Here is a 15,471-nt window from a genome sequence, read left to right on the forward strand (position 1 = left end):
GACGGGGCGGCGCGGCCGGGAGGCCGTGCCGTCGGGGCGTCACCGAGCGAACGGCAACAACCCGCCACCACCCTCTACCCGCGCAGCAGGTCCCGGGAGATGATCAGCCGCTGCATCTCGTCGGTGCCCTCGAAGATGCGGTAGAGCCGGACCTGTCGGTAGCAGCTCCCGGGTGTAGCCCATGCCGCCGTGGATCTGGAGGTCGACTCCTCGGCGGTGCGGCACCGGGTGGAGGTCGACCGGTGGCTCGCCGGGCTCGCCGACAGCCTCACCCGGATCCACCCGGACGCCGGTCCCGCACGGCGACCGTGAGCCCTGCGCCGCAGACCGTGCGTCGGTCCGGGTCAGGGGATGACAGGTAGGCCGCTGTGGTAGAGGTGCTCGAACTGACGGTGGACCCAGAGGATGCGGCCGTCGGGGCGGACGACCTTGCGGAGATCGGCGATGGTGACGTCCTGGGCGCGCAACGCGACGTGCAGCGTCCGGAGGGTGGCGCCCTCGGCGATGATCGGAGACGTCGGTGCGCCCGGGGCCCGCTCCGCCAGGCCGGCGCTGTGGTCGCCGGCGGTGAGCTGGTTCGCGGCCTCCGCCGCGGCGTTCAGTGTCTCGTTCGCCAGCGAGACCTGCTCCTCGACGGCTTTCCACTGCTCCTCGCTGAACTCGAGTTTGAGTTCGGCCATGCCCACGCCAAGGAGCGGCTTGAGGAGCATGGTGGTGGCCTTCAGGAGCGGCACGGCCCGGACCCACCATTCCCGCGAGACGTCTATGGAGTAGACGCCGGCGTCGCGCCGACCGGGCTCGAGAACGTGGACGGGCTGGAGCGAGTGCTCGCAGTACAACGTCAGCCGCATCCGTACGGAAGTCCACTGCGGATTGCGCAGCGACGGCCCGACGGGAGTGAGGGTGAACAGCCGCGGTCCGTCCGCGGCCTCGTCGTTGAGTTGCCACATCAACGCGGTCAGCTGTGCGTTCACGCCCGCGAGGTTGGCCTTGACGGTGTCGCTGAGTTCGGTGACCCGCTGACTCAGCCCGCGGACATGGCTGTCCACCAGCGCCACGCCGTCCTGCAGGAGGGCCAGCGCGTCGTCGCTGGCGCGGGAACCGCCCAACAGCGAGTCGATGGCGGGGAAGGCGTCGCACCCCGAGATGGGACACTGCGCGACGCTCTGGCCGTGCGCGTCGCGCAACTTGATGAGCTTGTCGACGTCGAACAGGCCCGCACCGGGCGCGGCCAGACCGCACCCGTCACGGCAGGCGACGAGGGCGACGGTGGTCAGACCGGGCCAGAACCGCTCGATGCAGTAGCGGATCTCGTCGGTGACCTGTCGGAGGTAGGTGACGGCGTCCGGGCCGCGGACCTGGACCTGGACACCGACACCGGTACGTACCGTGAGGAGAGCGCGGGCACCGTACCGGCTCTGCAGGACCATGCCCTGCTGCCAGTGCACGCCCTGCAGGGAGTCGGGCTCCGTGTAGCGCTGGTGGTGGAGGCGGACGATGAGCCGGTACATCAACGAGTCGGGAATGACCACGCGGCCCGCGGGACCCTCCGAGATCCGGCACACCTCCAGGTACTCGCGGTCGCCGGGGCGGAAGTCGGCCCACGCCCTGCGCAGGTCCGGCTGTGCGGCGGGGACGAGTTGCGCGATGAGGCTCACCGGCTCGGGAGAGGCGTCGAGGGAGACCTGGTACGTCAGCTCGAAGCGCCCCATGAGCGCCAGGAACAGTCGCTGCTGTTCCCTCGTGTAGACCGTGCCGTCGGGCGCCTGCGCGGCGCTCCACAGTCTCCCGAGCATGCGGTGTTCGACGAGACCGAGGGCGTCGACGGCGTCCCGGCTGTCGAGGACGGCGGCGATCGCGACGTTGAGCCAGTCCGGTTGGAGGATCACGAACGCGGCCAGCGCGTCGTCGTCCGCGTAGTAGATCCACTTCCCCAGGTGGTGGGCATTGCTGGCCAGTGTGCGGGCCTGGAAGGCGTTCAATCCCTGTGCTGCGGCCGCCGCTTCGTAGCCGCGGTAGTCGATCACCTGCTGACCACCGGCGGTGACTGCCTCGATCGTCCGCTGCCAGCTCGCCGGGTAGTTACGGTGCACGTGCGGGAGCGTGCCGGCGGCCACGGCGATCGCCTCCCGTAGTGCCTCCAGCCGGTCGTCCGGGGTGGCGCTGTCGACCTCGTGGAAACCGACGATCAGATCGCCGAAGCGCTGCCTCAGGTGCTGTCCGTCGATGGAGTCCGCCCGCGACGACGGGCCGCCGTGGGACGCGACCACGAGGACCCGGGCGTCCGGGGCCCGGTGGGCGATCATGGCGATCCAGGATTCCACCATGCCGGCGGCGACACCCGGACGTGGTTTCCAGACGACGACGTAGACGGCTGCGGCGCTGAAGAACACCTGGTGGGCCGGCTGGTACGCCTGTTGGCCGCCGAAATCCCACCCGTTCAGTGTGATCTGGCGGCCGGCGTGGCTCACCACCAGCGGTTTGATGTCCATGCCCTGTGTCTGGTGACGATCTCGCCAGGGCTCGCCTCGTAACGCTCCGAGCAGGGAACTCTTCCCGGCCTCGCCGGCACCCACGAACAGGAGCTTCGCCTCCGAGATCGAGATCCCGTCGGTGCCGACATCCCTGAGGAACGCCAGCAGCGCTTCCGTGCCCTCCATCTCGGCGGCCAGCACCTCAGGCGCGAGCGGATTACCGCTCACGACGAGCGTCTGGAGCTTGGCGAGCCCACCGATCGCGTCGGGCAGGGCAGTGAGCTGGTTGCCGTCCAGGTACAGCTCGACAAGGGAGGTCCAGTGCGCGACGGCGTCGGGCAGGGCCGTGAGCTGGTTGCCTTCCAGGTACAGGTGGGTGAGGGAGGTCCAGTCGGCGACGGCGTCGGGCAGGGTGGTGAGCTGGTTGCCGGCCAGGCGCAGCGCGGTGAGGGAGGTCCAGGAGGCGACCGCGTCGGGCAGGGTGGTGAGCTGGTTGCCGTCCAGGCCCAGCGCGGTGAGGGAGGTCCAGGCGGCCACGGCGTCGGGCAGGGTGGTGAGCTGGTTGCCGGCCAGGCGCAGCACGATGAGGGAGGTCCAGGAGGCGACCGCGTCGGGCAGGGTGGTGAGCTGGTTGCCGTCCAGGCCCAGCGCAGTGAGGGAGGTCCAGGCGGCGACGGCGTCCGGTAGCGCGCTGAGCCTGTTGTCATTCAGGTCGAGGGATCTGAGCGAGGTCCAGGCAGCGACGGCGTCCGGCAGGGCGTCCAGGTTGTTGTCGGACAGGTCGAGGACGGTCACGTGAGCGAGAGCCGGACTGTCGCGCAGAAGCTCGGCGAGGTCGCCACTGGTAAGGCCGAGACCGCCGAGTTTGACATGCCCGTCGGTAGCGGCAGCTATGCGGTGCCTGGCCTCGACAATCGCACCGTCGTCCATGTCGAAGCAGCGTAGTCCCTTGTGCACAATCGGTATCCACGGCTGGGTCGGGCCCGCTGCCTCCGGACCGCGATCCGGCAGGCCCACTGACAGGCCGCCGATGGCCGATTGGCCTTGGCTGTCGTGCGATGACCCCGCCTAACGTCGGTGGCATGGAGATCGCGCAGGCGCAGCAGTTGTGGAAGCCTGAGCCCGGCAAGTGGCTGATGGACCCACGCGGCACCGCGTACACCTATCTCGCCCCCGCCCTGCGCGAGCGTCTTCGCCCGGACGCGGCCGGCTGGTACGCGGGCGGCGACCCGCACGCCTCCTACTACGGGCCGCCGCTACGGCTGGCCGACGACGCCCGGCGGTTCGACATCTCGCCGGCCTGGTTCAGCTGGGTGGGCGCGGCCCCCGCCATGGAGCTGGTCACCGAGATCGGTGTGCCGGCGATCCAGGCGCACGACGTGGCGCTGGCCAACCGGTTCCTGACCGGCCTGGGCCGGCCACCGGGAAACAGCGCCATCGTCACCGTCGACGTGCCCGACGCCCAGCAGCGCCTCGCCACCGCCGGTATCCGGGCGGCGGTCCGCGCCGGGCGGGTCCGCGCCTCCTTCCACCTCTACTCGACCGAGGCGGACGTGGACGCCGCCCTGGAGGCGCTGGCGGGTTGACGTGGCTCAGGCCAGGTGACCGCCGATCTTCGTGTACCCGCGCAGCAGGTCCCGGGAGATGATCAGCCGCTGCATCTCGTCGGTGCCCTCGAAGATGCGGTAGAGCCGGACCTGCCGGTACCAGCGCTCGATGGGCAGCTCCCGGGTGTAGCCCATGCCGCCGTGGATCTGGAGCACCCGGTCGACGACCCGGTTGACCATGCCGGCGCCGTAGAGCTTGCCCATCGACGAGGCGTGCCGGGGGTCCAGGCCCTGATCGACGGTCCACGCCGAGCGCAGCACCAGCCAGCGGGCCGCCTCCAGCTCGGTCTCCGAGTCGGCGATCATCCACTGGATGGCCTGGTTGGCGCCGATCTTCGTGCCGAACGTCTCGCGGGTGTTGGCGTAGTCGATGGCCATCTGCAGGACCCGCTCCGCGATGCCGATGGCGTGCGACGGGATGGTGTAGCGGCCCTTGCCGATCCACTCCATGCCGAGGGCGAAGCCCTGCCCGATCTCGCCGAGGATGTTGCGGTGCGGCACGCGTACGCCGTCGAAGATGAGTGACGCGGGCCCGCCCTCGCCCATGGTCTGGATGAACTCCGAGCGCCAGCCCATGGCCCGGTCCACCAGGAACGCGGTCGCGCCGCCGTTGCGGGCGCCCTTCTCCCGGTTGGTCACCGCGACGACGATGGCGAAGTCGGCGTCGTGACCGCCGGTGATGAACGTCTTCTCGCCGTCGAGGATCCAGTCGTCGCCATCCCGGCGGGCGGAGAGCCGGATGTTGGCGGCGTCCGAGCCGGCGCCCGGTTCGGTGATCGCGAAGCAGGACCGGCGCTCACCCTCGATCGTCGGGATGAGGAACTCCCGCTTCTGCTCCTCGGTGGCGTGGAACAGGATGTTGTCGGCCTCGCCGCCGAAGCGGAACGGCACGAACGTGTGGCCGAGCTCCGTCCAGATCAGCGACTGGAGGACGGCCGGCAGGTTCATCCCGCCGTACTCCTCGGGGGTCGCAAGGCCCCAGAAGCCGAACTTGCGCGCCTTGAGTTGCAGCTCGCGTACCTCGGAGTGGTCCAGGCTCGGCTGGTGCGCCCGCTCCCGGCGAAGCACCTCCGCCTCCAGCGGCATCACCTCGCGTTGGATGAACGACCGGGCGGTGTCCCGCACCGCCCGCTCCTCGTCGGTGAGCGAAAAGTCCACGATGGTCCTCCTGGCGTCGGCGCGGCCGGTCACCACTAAACTAGCGGTGTAAGTTTTGGTGCGTCCAGACCCCACCGCCCAGACCTGACGAGGAGCGCAGTGCCCCGACCCCGCCAGCCCCGGCTCACCCGGCAGCTGATCGTCGAGACAGCCACCGCGCTGATCGACGCCGAGGGCCTGCCTTCCTTCTCCACGCGCCGGCTCGCCGCCGCGCTGGGCGTGCAGGGGCCCTCGCTCTACAACCACTTCGCCACCAAGGACGAGATCCTCGACGCGGTCGCCGACGGGGTCACCGGCACTGTCGACACCAGCGGATTCGTCAGCCGGGACTGGGTCGCCGCGCTCCGCGACTGGGCGTGGTCCTACCGGCGGGCGCTCACCGCGCACCCGAACATCGTGCCGTACCTGGCGCAGGGCCCGGGTCGACGACCGGCCGCCCTCGCCATGGCCGACGCGGTCTACGGCGGCCTCGTCCGCGCCGGCTGGGCGCCGGCCCGGGCGACCCACATCGGCGCGGCACTGCGCTACTTCGTGGCCGGGTCGGCGCTCGGCTCGTTCGCCCGCGGCTTCGTCGAGGACCCCGAGCTGTACGCCGCGCACTACCCGCACCTGCGCCAGGCGCACCGGCTCGCCGAGCACCAGCAGAGCGTGGACGAGGGCGCCTTCGCCCTCGGCCTGGGCGCGCTGCTGCACGGCCTGGCAGCCGAGTACGACCGCACGGTCGGCCCCCTCGGCGCGGTGGAGTCTGGCCAGCCCAGCGGGTAGCGTCCAAACTCCCAGCGCTAGTTTCGCCGCCCGCCGCCCGCCGCCCGCCGCCCGCCGCCGACCCCGGTCGCCATCGCCCGTCGCCCACCCCCGAAGGGACGCCATGGACCTCGCCGCCCCGCCGTCGCCGCTGCCCGACATCCTGCGCCTCCGGCGCCACGTGTACATCGGCGGCGAGTGGACGCCTCCCGCCGGCACCGACGTGATCGAGGTGGAGAACCCGAGCACCGGCGACACCGTCGGGCAGGTGCCCGCCGGCACGGCGACCGACGTGGACGCCGCCGTCGCCGCCGCCCGGGCCGCCTTTCCCGGCTGGGCGGCCACCCCGCCGGCCGAGCGCTCCGCGCACCTCGACCGGCTGCACACGGCGCTCGCCGCCCGCGCCGACGATCTCGCCCGCGCCATCGCCGTGGAGCAGGGCTCGCCGCTCAAGCTCGCCACCCGCGTGCAGGTCGGGCTCCCGTTGACCGTGCTGCGCGACCACGTGGCGCTCGCCGCCCGCCCACCGGTCGAGGAGACCGTCGGCAACTCGCTCGTCGTCCGCGAGCCGATCGGCGTGGTGGGCGCGATCACCCCGTGGAACTACCCCCTGCACCAGGTGATGGCGAAGCTCGCGCCCGCGCTCGCCGCCGGCTGCACGGTCGTGCTCAAGCCCAGCGAGCTGACCCCGCTGACCGCGTACCTGCTCTTCGACGCGGTCGCCGAGGCCGGCCTGCCGCCGGGCGTACTCAACCTGGTCCCCGGCACCGGCGCGGTGGTCGGGGAGGCCCTGGCCGCACACCCCGACGTCGACCTGGTCTCGTTCACCGGCAGCACCGCCACCGGTACCCGGATCATGCGAAGCGCCGCCGACCGGATCGCCCACGTCGCGCTGGAGCTGGGCGGCAAGTCCGCCAACGTGATCCTCGGTGACGCCGACCTGGCCACCGCGGTCAAGGTGGGCGTCGGCAACGCTCTGCTCAACTCCGGTCAGACCTGCACGGCGTGGACCCGGATGCTGGTGCACCGCGACCGGTACGCCGAGGCGCTCGACCTGATCGCCACGGCGGTGGCCGGCTACCGGCTCGGCGACCCGTTCGACCCGGCCACCCGGCTCGGCCCGCTGGTCTCCGCCGCCCAGGCCGAGCGGGTACGCGGCCACATCGTCCGGGCGCTCGCCGACGGCGCGCGGCTGGTAGTCGGCGGCCCGGACGCCCCGGTCCCGGCGCGCGGTCACTTCGTCGCACCGACCGTCTTCGCCGACGTGCACCCGGACAGCGCGCTCGCCCAGGAGGAGGTCTTCGGTCCCGTCCTCGCCGTCATCCCCTTCGACGACACCGACGAGGCCGTGGCCATCGCCAACAACTCGCGCTACGGGCTGGCCGGCGCGGTCTGGTCCGCCGACGCCGAGGCGGCGCTCGCGGTGGCGCGGCGGCTGCGTACCGGGGCCGTCGACATCAACGGCGCGCCGTTCAACCCGCTCGCCCCCTTCGGCGGTTACAAGCAGTCCGGCCTCGGCCGGGAGCTGGGCACGCACGGCCTCGCCGAGTTCTGCGAACTGAAGGCGATCCAGCGATGACCGATCCCGAGCTGTCTCCGGCCGCGCCGGCCGGCGGCGACGGGCACCTGCAGGCTCACCGCGCCCACCGCCACGACGACGGCGGCCGGTACGGCAGTGCCGTCGAGCCGGCGTCCGCGCCGGTCATTGTTCGCGCGCTGGTCGCGCGGGGGTCCGGGGCCGAGCTGCGGATCGAGCGGGTACGTCTGCCTGCGCCCGGCCCCGGCGAGGTGCGGGTGACGATCAGGGCGGCCGGTGTCTGCCACTCCGACCTGTCCATGGTCAACGGCACCCTCGCCGCGAGGTTTCCGCTGGTCCTCGGGCACGAGGCGACCGGGGTGGTGGCCGAGGCCGGGCCGGGCAGCCGGCTGCGGATCGGCACACCGGTGGTGCTGAACTGGGCGCCGGCCTGCCGAGCCTGCTGGTGGTGCCGGCGCGGCGAGCCATGGCTCTGCGCCGACACCACGGCCCCGACCGTGCCGCGTGGCGAGACCGACGACGGGGTCCCGCTGCACCTGACCCTCGGTCTCGGCGCGCTCGCCGAGGCGGTGGTGGTGCCGGAGAGCGCTGTCGTACCGATCCCCGCCGGGTTGCCGACCGCGCAGGCCGCTCTGCTCGGCTGCGCGGTGCTCACCGGCGTCGGCGCGGTCCGGAACACCGCCCGGGTCGCACCCGGCGAGTCCGTCGCTGTCGTCGGGCTCGGCGGGGTCGGCCTGGCCGTACTGAGCGCGGCCCGCCGGGCCGGTGCCACGACGATCCTGGCCATCGACGTCGCCGAGGCGAAACGGGACCTGGCCCTCGCCGCTGGGGCGACCGACTTCCTGCTCTCCGACGACCGGCTCGCCAAGGAGGTGCGGGCGCGCACCGAGAGCCGTGGCGTCGACCACGCCTTCGAGTGCGTCGGTCGGGCCGCCACCATCCGTGCTGCCTGGCGGCTCACCCGGCGTGGGGGCGGGGTCACCGTGGTCGGCATGGGCGCCAAGGACGACATGGTCAGCCTCGGCGCGCTCGACATCTTCCACTCCGCCCGTACGCTGCGCTCCTCGGTGTACGGCTCGTCCGACCCGGACCGGGAGGTGCCGGTGCTGGCCCGCGAGCTGGTCGACGGCAGCCTGGACCTGGGCGTGCTGGTCAGCGGCACGATGTCGCTGGACGAGGCGCCGGTCGCGTTCGACCGGTTGGCGCGGGGCGAGGGCGCCCGCTGGGTCGTCACGCTGGACTGAGTCCTGGTGTGATCACGTTGTCGACCCTGAGGAGGGCACGGTGGGGCGCAGCGCGATCATCTTCCACGGGACCGGCGGTAATCCGGACGTCGTCTGGTACCGCTGGTTGGCCCAGCGGCTGGAGGCTTGTCACATCCGCGACCGCAGCACGTCGACCTCGCAGCCGGGCGCCGACGGGTCGAAGCCGTGCTCGACCAGCCAACGGATCACCACCAGGCTGCGCGACGACCACCATGCCCGGATCACGTCGAGGTCGAGGTCGAGGTCGACGTCGGCGCCGTAGCCGGCCACGACGTCGCCGAGGTGGTCCTCGTGGCCGAGCGTCAACGTGGCGAGGTCGAACAGGGCGTCGCCCCGGCCCGCCTCGGACCAGTCGAGCACGCCGGTGATCTCGTCACCGTCGACGAACACGTGGTCCACCTGTAGGTCGCCGTGCGTGAACACCGACCGCCGACGCACCCCACGGGTTTTTCGCTCCGGAGTCGTTGCAACGGGAGAACACCTAGCAGTACTATGCATCGTACTTCTAGGTAAGGGTGGGAGGTTCTGTGAAGGTCGCGAAGGACCTGGTCGCGGCGTCGGCGACGCCGATGGTGCTCGGCATCCTGGCCGAGGGTGAGAGCTACGGCTACGCCATCCTGCGGCGAATCAACGAGCTGTCCGGCGGTGAGCTGGACTGGACCGAGGGGCTGTTGTACCCGCTGCTGCACCGGCTTGAGCGCCTGGCCTATGTGGAGGCGAGCTGGCAGTCGGTCGCCGGTGAGCGGAAACGCAAGTACTACCGGATCACCGACCGGGGTCGGGCCGAGTTGGCCGAGCAGCGCCGACAGTGGGACACGGTCGTGACCGCGCTCAAGGAGATCTGGCACGACCGTACGCCGCTGCCGGCGCGTCCGCTGGAGGGTCTCGCGTGACGGCGTACGACGGTCCGCAGGAGTTGGAGTCGCAGGTCGCGCAGTGGCGTCAGTACGTGCTGCGCCGCGGGACACTGAGCCCGGCGGACGTCGACGAGCTCGAAGACCACCTGCGCGGCTCCGTCGACGCGCTCGTCGCGGCGGGTCTCAGCTCCGACGAGGCGTTCCTGGTCGCGGTCAAACGGATGGGCAGCCTCGACGAACTGTCCCGCGAGTTCGCCCGGGAACATTCGGAACGGCTGTGGAAGCAGCTCGTGCTGACCGGTGACTTTAGCGACCCGGCCGCCGGTTCGCGCTCCCGGCGGGACCTGTGGGTCATGCTCGGCGCGGCGGCCGGTGCGGTGGCGTCCGTCAAAGTGCCCGCGCTGTTCGGGTTGACCTTCGACGACGACGGATCGTTCTACGCGCGCAACTTCACCCTGTTCGCGCTGCCCTGGCTCGCGGCGTTCCTCGCCTGGCGCCGGCGAGTCCGACCGGTGGTGATCGCGGTGCTGGTGGCGCTGTTAGTCCTCGGCGCGGTGGCGGCGAACGTCTACCCCCTGGCGGACGACTCGCAGTCCCTCGTCGTCAGCGGCGTCCACCTGCCGATCGCGCTGTGGCTCGTGGTCGGTCTGGCCTACGTCGCCGACGACTGGCGCTCCACACGTCGACGCATGGACTTCATCCGCTTCACCGGCGAATGGTTCATCTACTTCGTGCTGATGGCCCTCGGCGGCGGAGTACTCGCCGCGTTCCTGTTCAACACCTTCCAGGCCATCGGGATCGTCCCGGAGGCGTTCGTCTCGCAGTGGCTCCTGCCCTGCGGCGCGGTGGCCGCGGTCGTCGTGGCCGGGTGGCTCGTCGAGGCCAAGCAGAGTGTCGTCGAGAACATCGCGCCGGTCCTCACACGGCTGTTCACCCCGCTGTTCACGGCCGCGCTCCTGGCCTTCCTCGTCGCCGTCGTCTGGACCAGCCACGGTATCGACGTCGAGCGCGAGGCGCTGATCCTGTTCGACCTGCTGCTGGTCGTGGTGCTGGGACTGCTGCTCTACTCGCTCTCGGCCCGCGATCCGCTGGCACCGCCCGGCGCGTTCGACAAGCTCCAACTCGCGCTGGTGATCAGCGCGCTGGCCATCGACGTGCTGGTGCTGTTCGAGATCACCGGACGCATCACCGACGACTACGGCGGTACGCCCAACCGGGCGGCGGCCCTCGGCGAGAACGTCGTCCTGCTGGTCAACCTCGCGTGGTCGGCCTGGCTCCTGCTGAGCTTCGTCCGTCGGCGTACGCCGTTCGCGGCGCTCGAACGGTGGCAGACCGGTTACCTGCCGGTGTACGCCGCCTGGGCCTGGATCGTGGTCCTCGTCTTCCCGCCGCTGTTCCACTACGCCTAGACGCCGGTCGCCGGCCCACGCTCGCGGGTGGGCCGGCGACCGGCGTCACTTGCCGGTGACGATGCCGGGATTGATGCACAGGCCCGGGTTGGCGCCGTTCTTCTCGGCGATCTCCAGACAGCGGGTCACCTTGTCGACCTTCGCGTTGGTCTCGGTGATCTGCTTGGAGATCTCGGCGTTCTTGCGGTCCTGCTCCAGGTTGCGGGTCTGCGCCAGCTTGTCCTGGAACGCCTTGATGTTGCCCTCGGTCTTGTCGTCGTGGTTCACCCGGGTGATGGTCACCGACAGGATGTCGACGTCGGTGGCGAGGCGGGTCTCCCCGCTGGTCTTGATGTTCGCCGCGAACGGCTTGAGGTCCACGTTCAGGTCACCGGTCCGGGCGTCGATCTTCTCCAGCGGGTTGTACGCGGCGAACGCATCGTTGACCGCGCTGTCGAGCTGCACGCCCACCCGCTGCCCCCGGAAGCTGTCGAAGTCGCCCTTGTAGTCCATGAACTGCTTGGGCGCGTTCTCCGGCTTGACCTGCCACTCGATGAGCACCTCGACGCAGGCGTCGGCGAGCGTCCCGGTGCGGACCCGGACGCAGTTGTCGCCGCCGATGTGGTCGTACTTCTGCCGACCCGCGTCCCACTCGCCGACCTTCTGCCAGGGGGCCACCCACTTCAGGCCGGAGCCGGTCACCTCGCCGGTCGGCTTGCCGAAGCTGGTCACGATCCCGACCGAGCGGATGGGTACCGAGTGGGCGCTGGAAGCGACGCCGACCAGCAGGGTCAGCGCGAGGAAGCCGAGCGCGGCGAGGGCGGTCACCCGCTTGAGCGACCGCGCGGGGGCGACGAGTGCCAGGACGGCGCAGACGGCCAGGGCGACGGCGAAGACGATCGCCATGGTGAAGCCGACAGGCATGGGGGTGGAGGCCTTCCGCTGGGCTGTGTGGATCATCAATCTAGGAGGTCGGGTCAAGTCGGGCCGCGCCGCACGGCTGACGGGCCGCCGCCGATAAATTCCGCGCCGGGCGCATCCGCCGCGCCCGCTCGCGGCGAACCCCCGGTAGGTGTTCTCTACCCGGGGGTACGTCTGTGCTGACCGATCCGATGCCGGCCGACGCCGTGCAGACCGCGCTCAAGCGGGTCTCGCTGGCGGCCGAGGACCTGGAGGAGGCGCATTCGCTCGGCCTGCACGCCCTTGCCGCAGCCCTACGGGAGCGGGGGCATGGCTGCCTGCACCTGGGGCCGGCGCTGCCGTGGCCCGCGCTGACCAGCGCCGTGCGCCGTGCGCGTCCGTACACCGTCGTGCTGTGGTCGCGGACGCCGGTCACCGGCCGCGCGTACCGTCTGGTGCGCTTCGCCCGGGACTCTCCCACCTGTGCGTGTACGGCGCCGGACCGGGCTGGATCGAACCGCTCGCCGCGCCCGCGGGCCACCTGGGCGCGCTGCCGGCCGCCGTCGCTGCCTGCCTGACCGAGCCGGAGCCGGGGGAGTGGCGTCGCGCAGAGACGTGACGCGGGCCACTTCCGATACGAAACAGTTCCGTATCGTTAATGGCGGTCGTACTCTGGTCGCCGTTACGAGTCTGGCCCGTATCGTATCGCGGAACGGGTGCAACCGGGGGGAGAACCGGGCATGGAGCTGCACGACAACACGGGACACCCGAGGAGGTGGGCGATCCTGGGGGTGCTGGTGATCAGCCTCCTCGTCGTCGTCCTCGACAACACGATCCTCAACGTGGCCCTACGCACCCTGGCCGACCCGGTCCACGGCCTCGGGGCCAGCCAGGGCGAGCTGGAGTGGTCCATCAACTCCTACACCCTGGTCTTCGCCGGCCTGCTGTTCACCTTCGGGGTGCTCGGTGACCGCGCCGGCCGCAAGCGCTTCCTCATGATCGGGCTGGCGCTGTTCGGCCTGGCGTCGCTGCTCTCCGCGTACGCTGACAGCCCCGCGCAGCTCATCGCGGCCCGCGCCCTGATGGGGGTCGGCGGCGCGGCCATCATGCCGGTGACGCTCTCGATCATTGCCAACGTCTTCGATCCGCGTGAGCGCGGCCGTGCCATCGGCGTCTGGGCCGGCGCGGTCGGCCTGGCCGTGGCGATCGGCCCGATCCTCGGCGGCACGCTGCTGGAGCACTTCTGGTGGGGCTCGGTCTTCCTGATCAACGTCCCGGTGGTCGTCGCCGGCGTGATCCTGGTGGCGCTGCTCGTCCCCGAGTCGCGTGACCCGCGTCCCGGCCGCGTCGACCTGCTCGGCGTGCTGCTCTCCGTGGTCGGCCTGGTGGCCCTCTCCTTCGGCATCATCGACGGTGGCGAGCACGGGTTCGACCGTCCCGTGGCCTGGGGCTCGATCCTGGTGGGCCTCGCCGTGCTGGCCTGGTTCGTGCGGCACGAGCTCCGCTCCGACCACCCGTCGCTGGACGTCCGGCTGTTCAAGGTGCCGCGCTTCGCGGCGCCGGTGGCGATCGTCGGCCTGGTGTTCTTCGCCGCGATGGGCGTGATGTTCTTCAGCTCGTTCTACCTGCAGTTGGTCCGCGACTACAGTCCGCTGCAGACCGGCCTGCTCTTCCTGCCCTTCGCCGGGGCCCAGTTGGTCTTCGCGCCGCGCAGCGCCGCGATGGTCCGCCGCTACGGCGGCCGGGCGGTCGCCGCCGTGGGGCTGGGGCTGACCGTGGTGACGCTGGCCGCGTTCGCCTTCATCGACGCGTCCACCCCGATCTGGATCGTGCTGCTCGTCTTCTTCGTCCAGGGCGCCGGGATGGCCAACATCATGCCGCCGGCCACCGAGTCCATCATGTCGGCGCTGCCCCGCGAGAAGGCCGGCGTGGGCTCCGCGGTGAGCAACACCATCCGCCAGGTGGCCGGCGCGCTCGGCGTGGCGGTCCTCGGCTCGGTGCTCAGCGCGGTCTACCGCAGCGAGGTGGGCGATGCGCTGACCGGCCTGCCCGCGCAGGCGCAGGACGCCGCCAACGAGTCGATCTCCGGGGCGTACGCGGCCGCCGGACGGCTCGGCCCGGCGGCGCCCACGCTGATCTCGGCGGCCAACGACGCCTTCGTCACGGCCATGCACTGGGCGGCGGCGCTGTCCGCTATCGTCGCGGCCCTCGGCATGCTGGTGGTGCTGCGGTGGATGCCGGGTCGCGACGCGCTCGCTCCGGCGTCGGCGGCCCCCGCCGCCGAGCCCGAGTTGGCCGGGACGGCCTAGGTTCGGGGAGAATGTCCGACATGACGTCTACCGCCGATGCTCCGCGGTCGCCCGGGCGACCGCGGAGCATCCGCGCCGACGAGGCGATCGTCGAGGCGACTCTCGACCTGCTGGCCGAGGGCAGCACCGTCGAGGCGCTCTCGATCGAGGCGATCGCCACCCGCGCCGGCGTCGGCAAGGCCACCATTTACCGTCGCTGGGCCGGCAAGGACGCGCTGCTGATCGATGCGCTGCGCCGGCTCAAGGGCATCATGCCGCAGCCGGACGGTCACTCCGTCCGCGACGACCTGCTCCTGCTGGTCGGCGCGGTCGGGCAGAACGTCGACCCGCGCGCGGCGAAGATCATGCCGTGCCTGGTGCCGGCGGTGAACCGCAGTCCGGACCAGTTCCAGCTCTACCAGAACATCATCGAGCCCCGGCGGCAGCTCATGCGCGAGGTGCTGCGGCGTGGCATCGACGAAGGGCTGCTACGGCCCGACATCGACGTCGAGGTGACCATGGCGCTGCTCACCGGGCCGATGCTGATCCAACGCGTACTCCAGTGGAACCCGGAGCTGGACGACCGCAAGCTGCCGGCGCAGGTCGTCGACGCCGTCCTCGACGGCATCCGGGCCCGCTGACCCGACCGCGCGCCCTGGCCGGGCTCTCTCGACCGTGTGTCGGGTCAGCCCGCCGGGGCGCGCAGCCGGTGCAGGCGCAGCGCCAACTGCACCTCCAACGTTCGCTCGGGGCGCCCAGGAGAGCACCCGCTGCCGAGCCGAGCCGGTCGCGGCGATCGCGTCGTCGCCCACCGCCACCAGCACGTGCGGCGCGTCCAAGTCCACGCCGAGCCGACGGGCCCGGCTGCGCAGCGCGTCGGTGTCGCGCAGCGGCCGGGCGATCAGGTCGTCCAACAACTCGCCACGGACCCGCCCCTCGGCCTCCGCGACCGTCCGGCGGAACAGCAGCAGCAGAGCGGTCACCAACGCGGCCCACTCCAGGATGCGCTGGTCGGCGTCGACCAGCTCGTCGTCGGGACGCAGCACCGGCGCGCCCAGGTTCTCCGTACCGGCCACCACCGCCGCGTACCACAGTGGACCACGGCGTACGCTGCGTCCCTCGGTGCGGGACGCCGCCACCGCCTCCACGATGTCCGCCCGGTCCGGCTCGTCGATCTCGTCGACCCCGGCCCGGCTTGGCTTGGGCTGCCTGCCTGGGCTCGGCTTGGCCTGCCTGCCTGCCTGCCTGCCTCG

At 71.5% G+C, this 15,471-nt stretch carries 13 protein-coding genes and 3 pseudogenes; 10 read left to right on the forward strand and 6 right to left on the reverse strand.

Annotated features, from left to right (window positions below; all coding sequences use genetic code 11):
• Window positions 1–74 precede the first annotated feature (74 nt).
• A pseudogene (locus tag ACLQ24_RS11515) lies at window positions 75–201 on the reverse strand (acyl-CoA dehydrogenase family protein); the annotation flags it as partial.
• Between ACLQ24_RS11515 and ACLQ24_RS11520 the strand changes: the two are divergent.
• On the forward strand, window positions 190–312 hold the full coding sequence (locus tag ACLQ24_RS11520; protein ID WP_425891121.1) for a hypothetical protein: 123 nt from the start codon (window positions 190–192) through the stop codon (window positions 310–312). The pseudogene ACLQ24_RS11515 and the gene ACLQ24_RS11520 overlap by 12 nt on opposite strands.
• A 32-nt stretch (window positions 313–344) precedes the next feature.
• Here the strand turns inward: ACLQ24_RS11520 and ACLQ24_RS11525 are convergent, their stop codons facing one another.
• The gene (locus ACLQ24_RS11525) at window positions 345–3,404 is read right to left on the reverse strand and encodes a COR domain-containing protein (RefSeq protein WP_425891061.1); all 3,060 of its coding nucleotides are present in this window, start codon (window positions 3,402–3,404) and stop codon (window positions 345–347) included.
• A 197-nt stretch (window positions 3,405–3,601) separates the two neighbouring features.
• Between ACLQ24_RS11525 and ACLQ24_RS11530 the strand changes: the two are divergent.
• Window positions 3,602–4,060 (forward strand): annotated as a pseudogene (locus ACLQ24_RS11530) (aminotransferase class V-fold PLP-dependent enzyme); the annotation flags it as partial.
• A gap of 6 nt (window positions 4,061–4,066) precedes the next feature.
• Here ACLQ24_RS11530 and ACLQ24_RS11535 read toward each other — a convergent pair.
• The gene (locus ACLQ24_RS11535) at window positions 4,067–5,239 is read right to left on the reverse strand and encodes an acyl-CoA dehydrogenase family protein (protein WP_425891063.1); all 1,173 of its coding nucleotides are present in this window, start codon (window positions 5,237–5,239) and stop codon (window positions 4,067–4,069) included.
• Window positions 5,240–5,338: 99 nt separating this feature from the next.
• Between ACLQ24_RS11535 and ACLQ24_RS11540 the strand changes: the two genes are divergently transcribed.
• From ACLQ24_RS11540 to ACLQ24_RS11550, 3 genes are all read left to right on the forward strand, one after another.
• Window positions 5,339–6,004, forward strand: a complete 666-nt coding sequence (locus tag ACLQ24_RS11540; protein WP_425891065.1) for a TetR/AcrR family transcriptional regulator — start codon at window positions 5,339–5,341, stop codon at window positions 6,002–6,004.
• Window positions 6,005–6,107: 103 nt separating this feature from the next.
• The gene (locus ACLQ24_RS11545) at window positions 6,108–7,562 is read left to right on the forward strand and encodes an aldehyde dehydrogenase family protein (RefSeq protein ID WP_425891067.1); all 1,455 of its coding nucleotides are present in this window, start codon (window positions 6,108–6,110) and stop codon (window positions 7,560–7,562) included.
• Window positions 7,559–8,764 carry an alcohol dehydrogenase catalytic domain-containing protein gene (locus ACLQ24_RS11550; protein ID WP_425891069.1) on the forward strand — a complete coding sequence of 402 codons (1,206 nt, stop codon included), beginning with the start codon at window positions 7,559–7,561 and terminating at the stop codon, window positions 8,762–8,764. The genes ACLQ24_RS11545 and ACLQ24_RS11550 overlap by 4 nt, the downstream gene beginning before the upstream one ends.
• Window positions 8,765–8,893: 129 nt before the next feature.
• On the opposite strand, the gene ACLQ24_RS11555 is transcribed toward ACLQ24_RS11550, so the two are convergent.
• The gene (locus ACLQ24_RS11555; RefSeq protein WP_425891071.1) at window positions 8,894–9,208 is read right to left on the reverse strand and encodes a phosphotransferase; all 315 of its coding nucleotides are present in this window, start codon (window positions 9,206–9,208) and stop codon (window positions 8,894–8,896) included.
• 104 nt (window positions 9,209–9,312) lie between these two features.
• Here ACLQ24_RS11555 and ACLQ24_RS11560 point away from each other — a divergent pair, with 104 nt between their 5' ends.
• Window positions 9,313–9,678 carry a PadR family transcriptional regulator gene (locus ACLQ24_RS11560; protein ID WP_425891073.1) on the forward strand — a complete coding sequence of 122 codons (366 nt, stop codon included), beginning with the start codon at window positions 9,313–9,315 and terminating at the stop codon, window positions 9,676–9,678.
• Window positions 9,675–11,051: a permease prefix domain 1-containing protein gene (locus ACLQ24_RS11565; protein ID WP_425891075.1), complete on the forward strand. Its 1,377-nt coding sequence runs from the start codon at window positions 9,675–9,677 to the stop codon at window positions 11,049–11,051. The genes ACLQ24_RS11560 and ACLQ24_RS11565 overlap by 4 nt, the downstream gene beginning before the upstream one ends.
• A 45-nt stretch (window positions 11,052–11,096) precedes the next feature.
• On the opposite strand, the gene ACLQ24_RS11570 is transcribed toward ACLQ24_RS11565, so the two are convergent.
• The gene (locus ACLQ24_RS11570) at window positions 11,097–11,990 is read right to left on the reverse strand and encodes an SPFH domain-containing protein (RefSeq protein WP_425891077.1); all 894 of its coding nucleotides are present in this window, start codon (window positions 11,988–11,990) and stop codon (window positions 11,097–11,099) included.
• Window positions 11,991–12,127: 137 nt separating this feature from the next.
• On the opposite strand from ACLQ24_RS11570, the gene ACLQ24_RS11575 reads away from it, so the two are divergent.
• The 3 genes from ACLQ24_RS11575 (at window position 12,128) to ACLQ24_RS11585 (ending at window position 14,859) form a co-directional block, all read left to right on the forward strand.
• Complete coding sequence (locus tag ACLQ24_RS11575) at window positions 12,128–12,508, forward strand: hypothetical protein (RefSeq protein WP_425891079.1); 381 nt, start codon at window positions 12,128–12,130, stop codon at window positions 12,506–12,508.
• 162 nt (window positions 12,509–12,670) lie between these two features.
• Window positions 12,671–14,239, forward strand: a complete 1,569-nt coding sequence (locus tag ACLQ24_RS11580) for an MFS transporter (protein WP_425891081.1) — start codon at window positions 12,671–12,673, stop codon at window positions 14,237–14,239.
• A gap of 11 nt (window positions 14,240–14,250) precedes the next feature.
• Window positions 14,251–14,859 (forward strand): TetR/AcrR family transcriptional regulator, encoded by a 609-nt coding sequence (locus ACLQ24_RS11585; protein WP_425891082.1) that lies wholly within the window; start codon window positions 14,251–14,253, stop codon window positions 14,857–14,859.
• A 75-nt stretch (window positions 14,860–14,934) separates the two neighbouring features.
• Here ACLQ24_RS11585 and ACLQ24_RS11590 read toward each other — a convergent pair.
• Window positions 14,935–15,471, reverse strand: a pseudogene (locus tag ACLQ24_RS11590) (hypothetical protein); the annotation flags it as partial.

Source organism: Micromonospora sp. DT4 (assembly GCF_049841675.1).
In the GTDB taxonomy this organism is placed as follows: domain Bacteria; phylum Actinomycetota; class Actinomycetes; order Mycobacteriales; family Micromonosporaceae; genus Micromonospora.

Bases quoted from the DNA above. Each gene is read 5' to 3' on its own strand.
- ACLQ24_RS11525 (WP_425891061.1), bottom strand. From the start codon at position 3,404: ATGGACGACGGTGCGATTGTCGAGGCCAGGCACCGCATAGCTGCCGCT.
- ACLQ24_RS11545 (WP_425891067.1), top strand. From the start codon at position 6,108: ATGGACCTCGCCGCCCCGCCGTCGCCGCTGCCCGACATCCTGCGCCTC.
- ACLQ24_RS11550 (WP_425891069.1), top strand. From the start codon at position 7,559: ATGACCGATCCCGAGCTGTCTCCGGCCGCGCCGGCCGGCGGCGACGGG.
- ACLQ24_RS11570 (WP_425891077.1), bottom strand. From the start codon at position 11,990: ATGATCCACACAGCCCAGCGGAAGGCCTCCACCCCCATGCCTGTCGGC.
- ACLQ24_RS11580 (WP_425891081.1), top strand. From the start codon at position 12,671: ATGGAGCTGCACGACAACACGGGACACCCGAGGAGGTGGGCGATCCTG.
- ACLQ24_RS11585 (WP_425891082.1), top strand. From the start codon at position 14,251: ATGTCCGACATGACGTCTACCGCCGATGCTCCGCGGTCGCCCGGGCGA.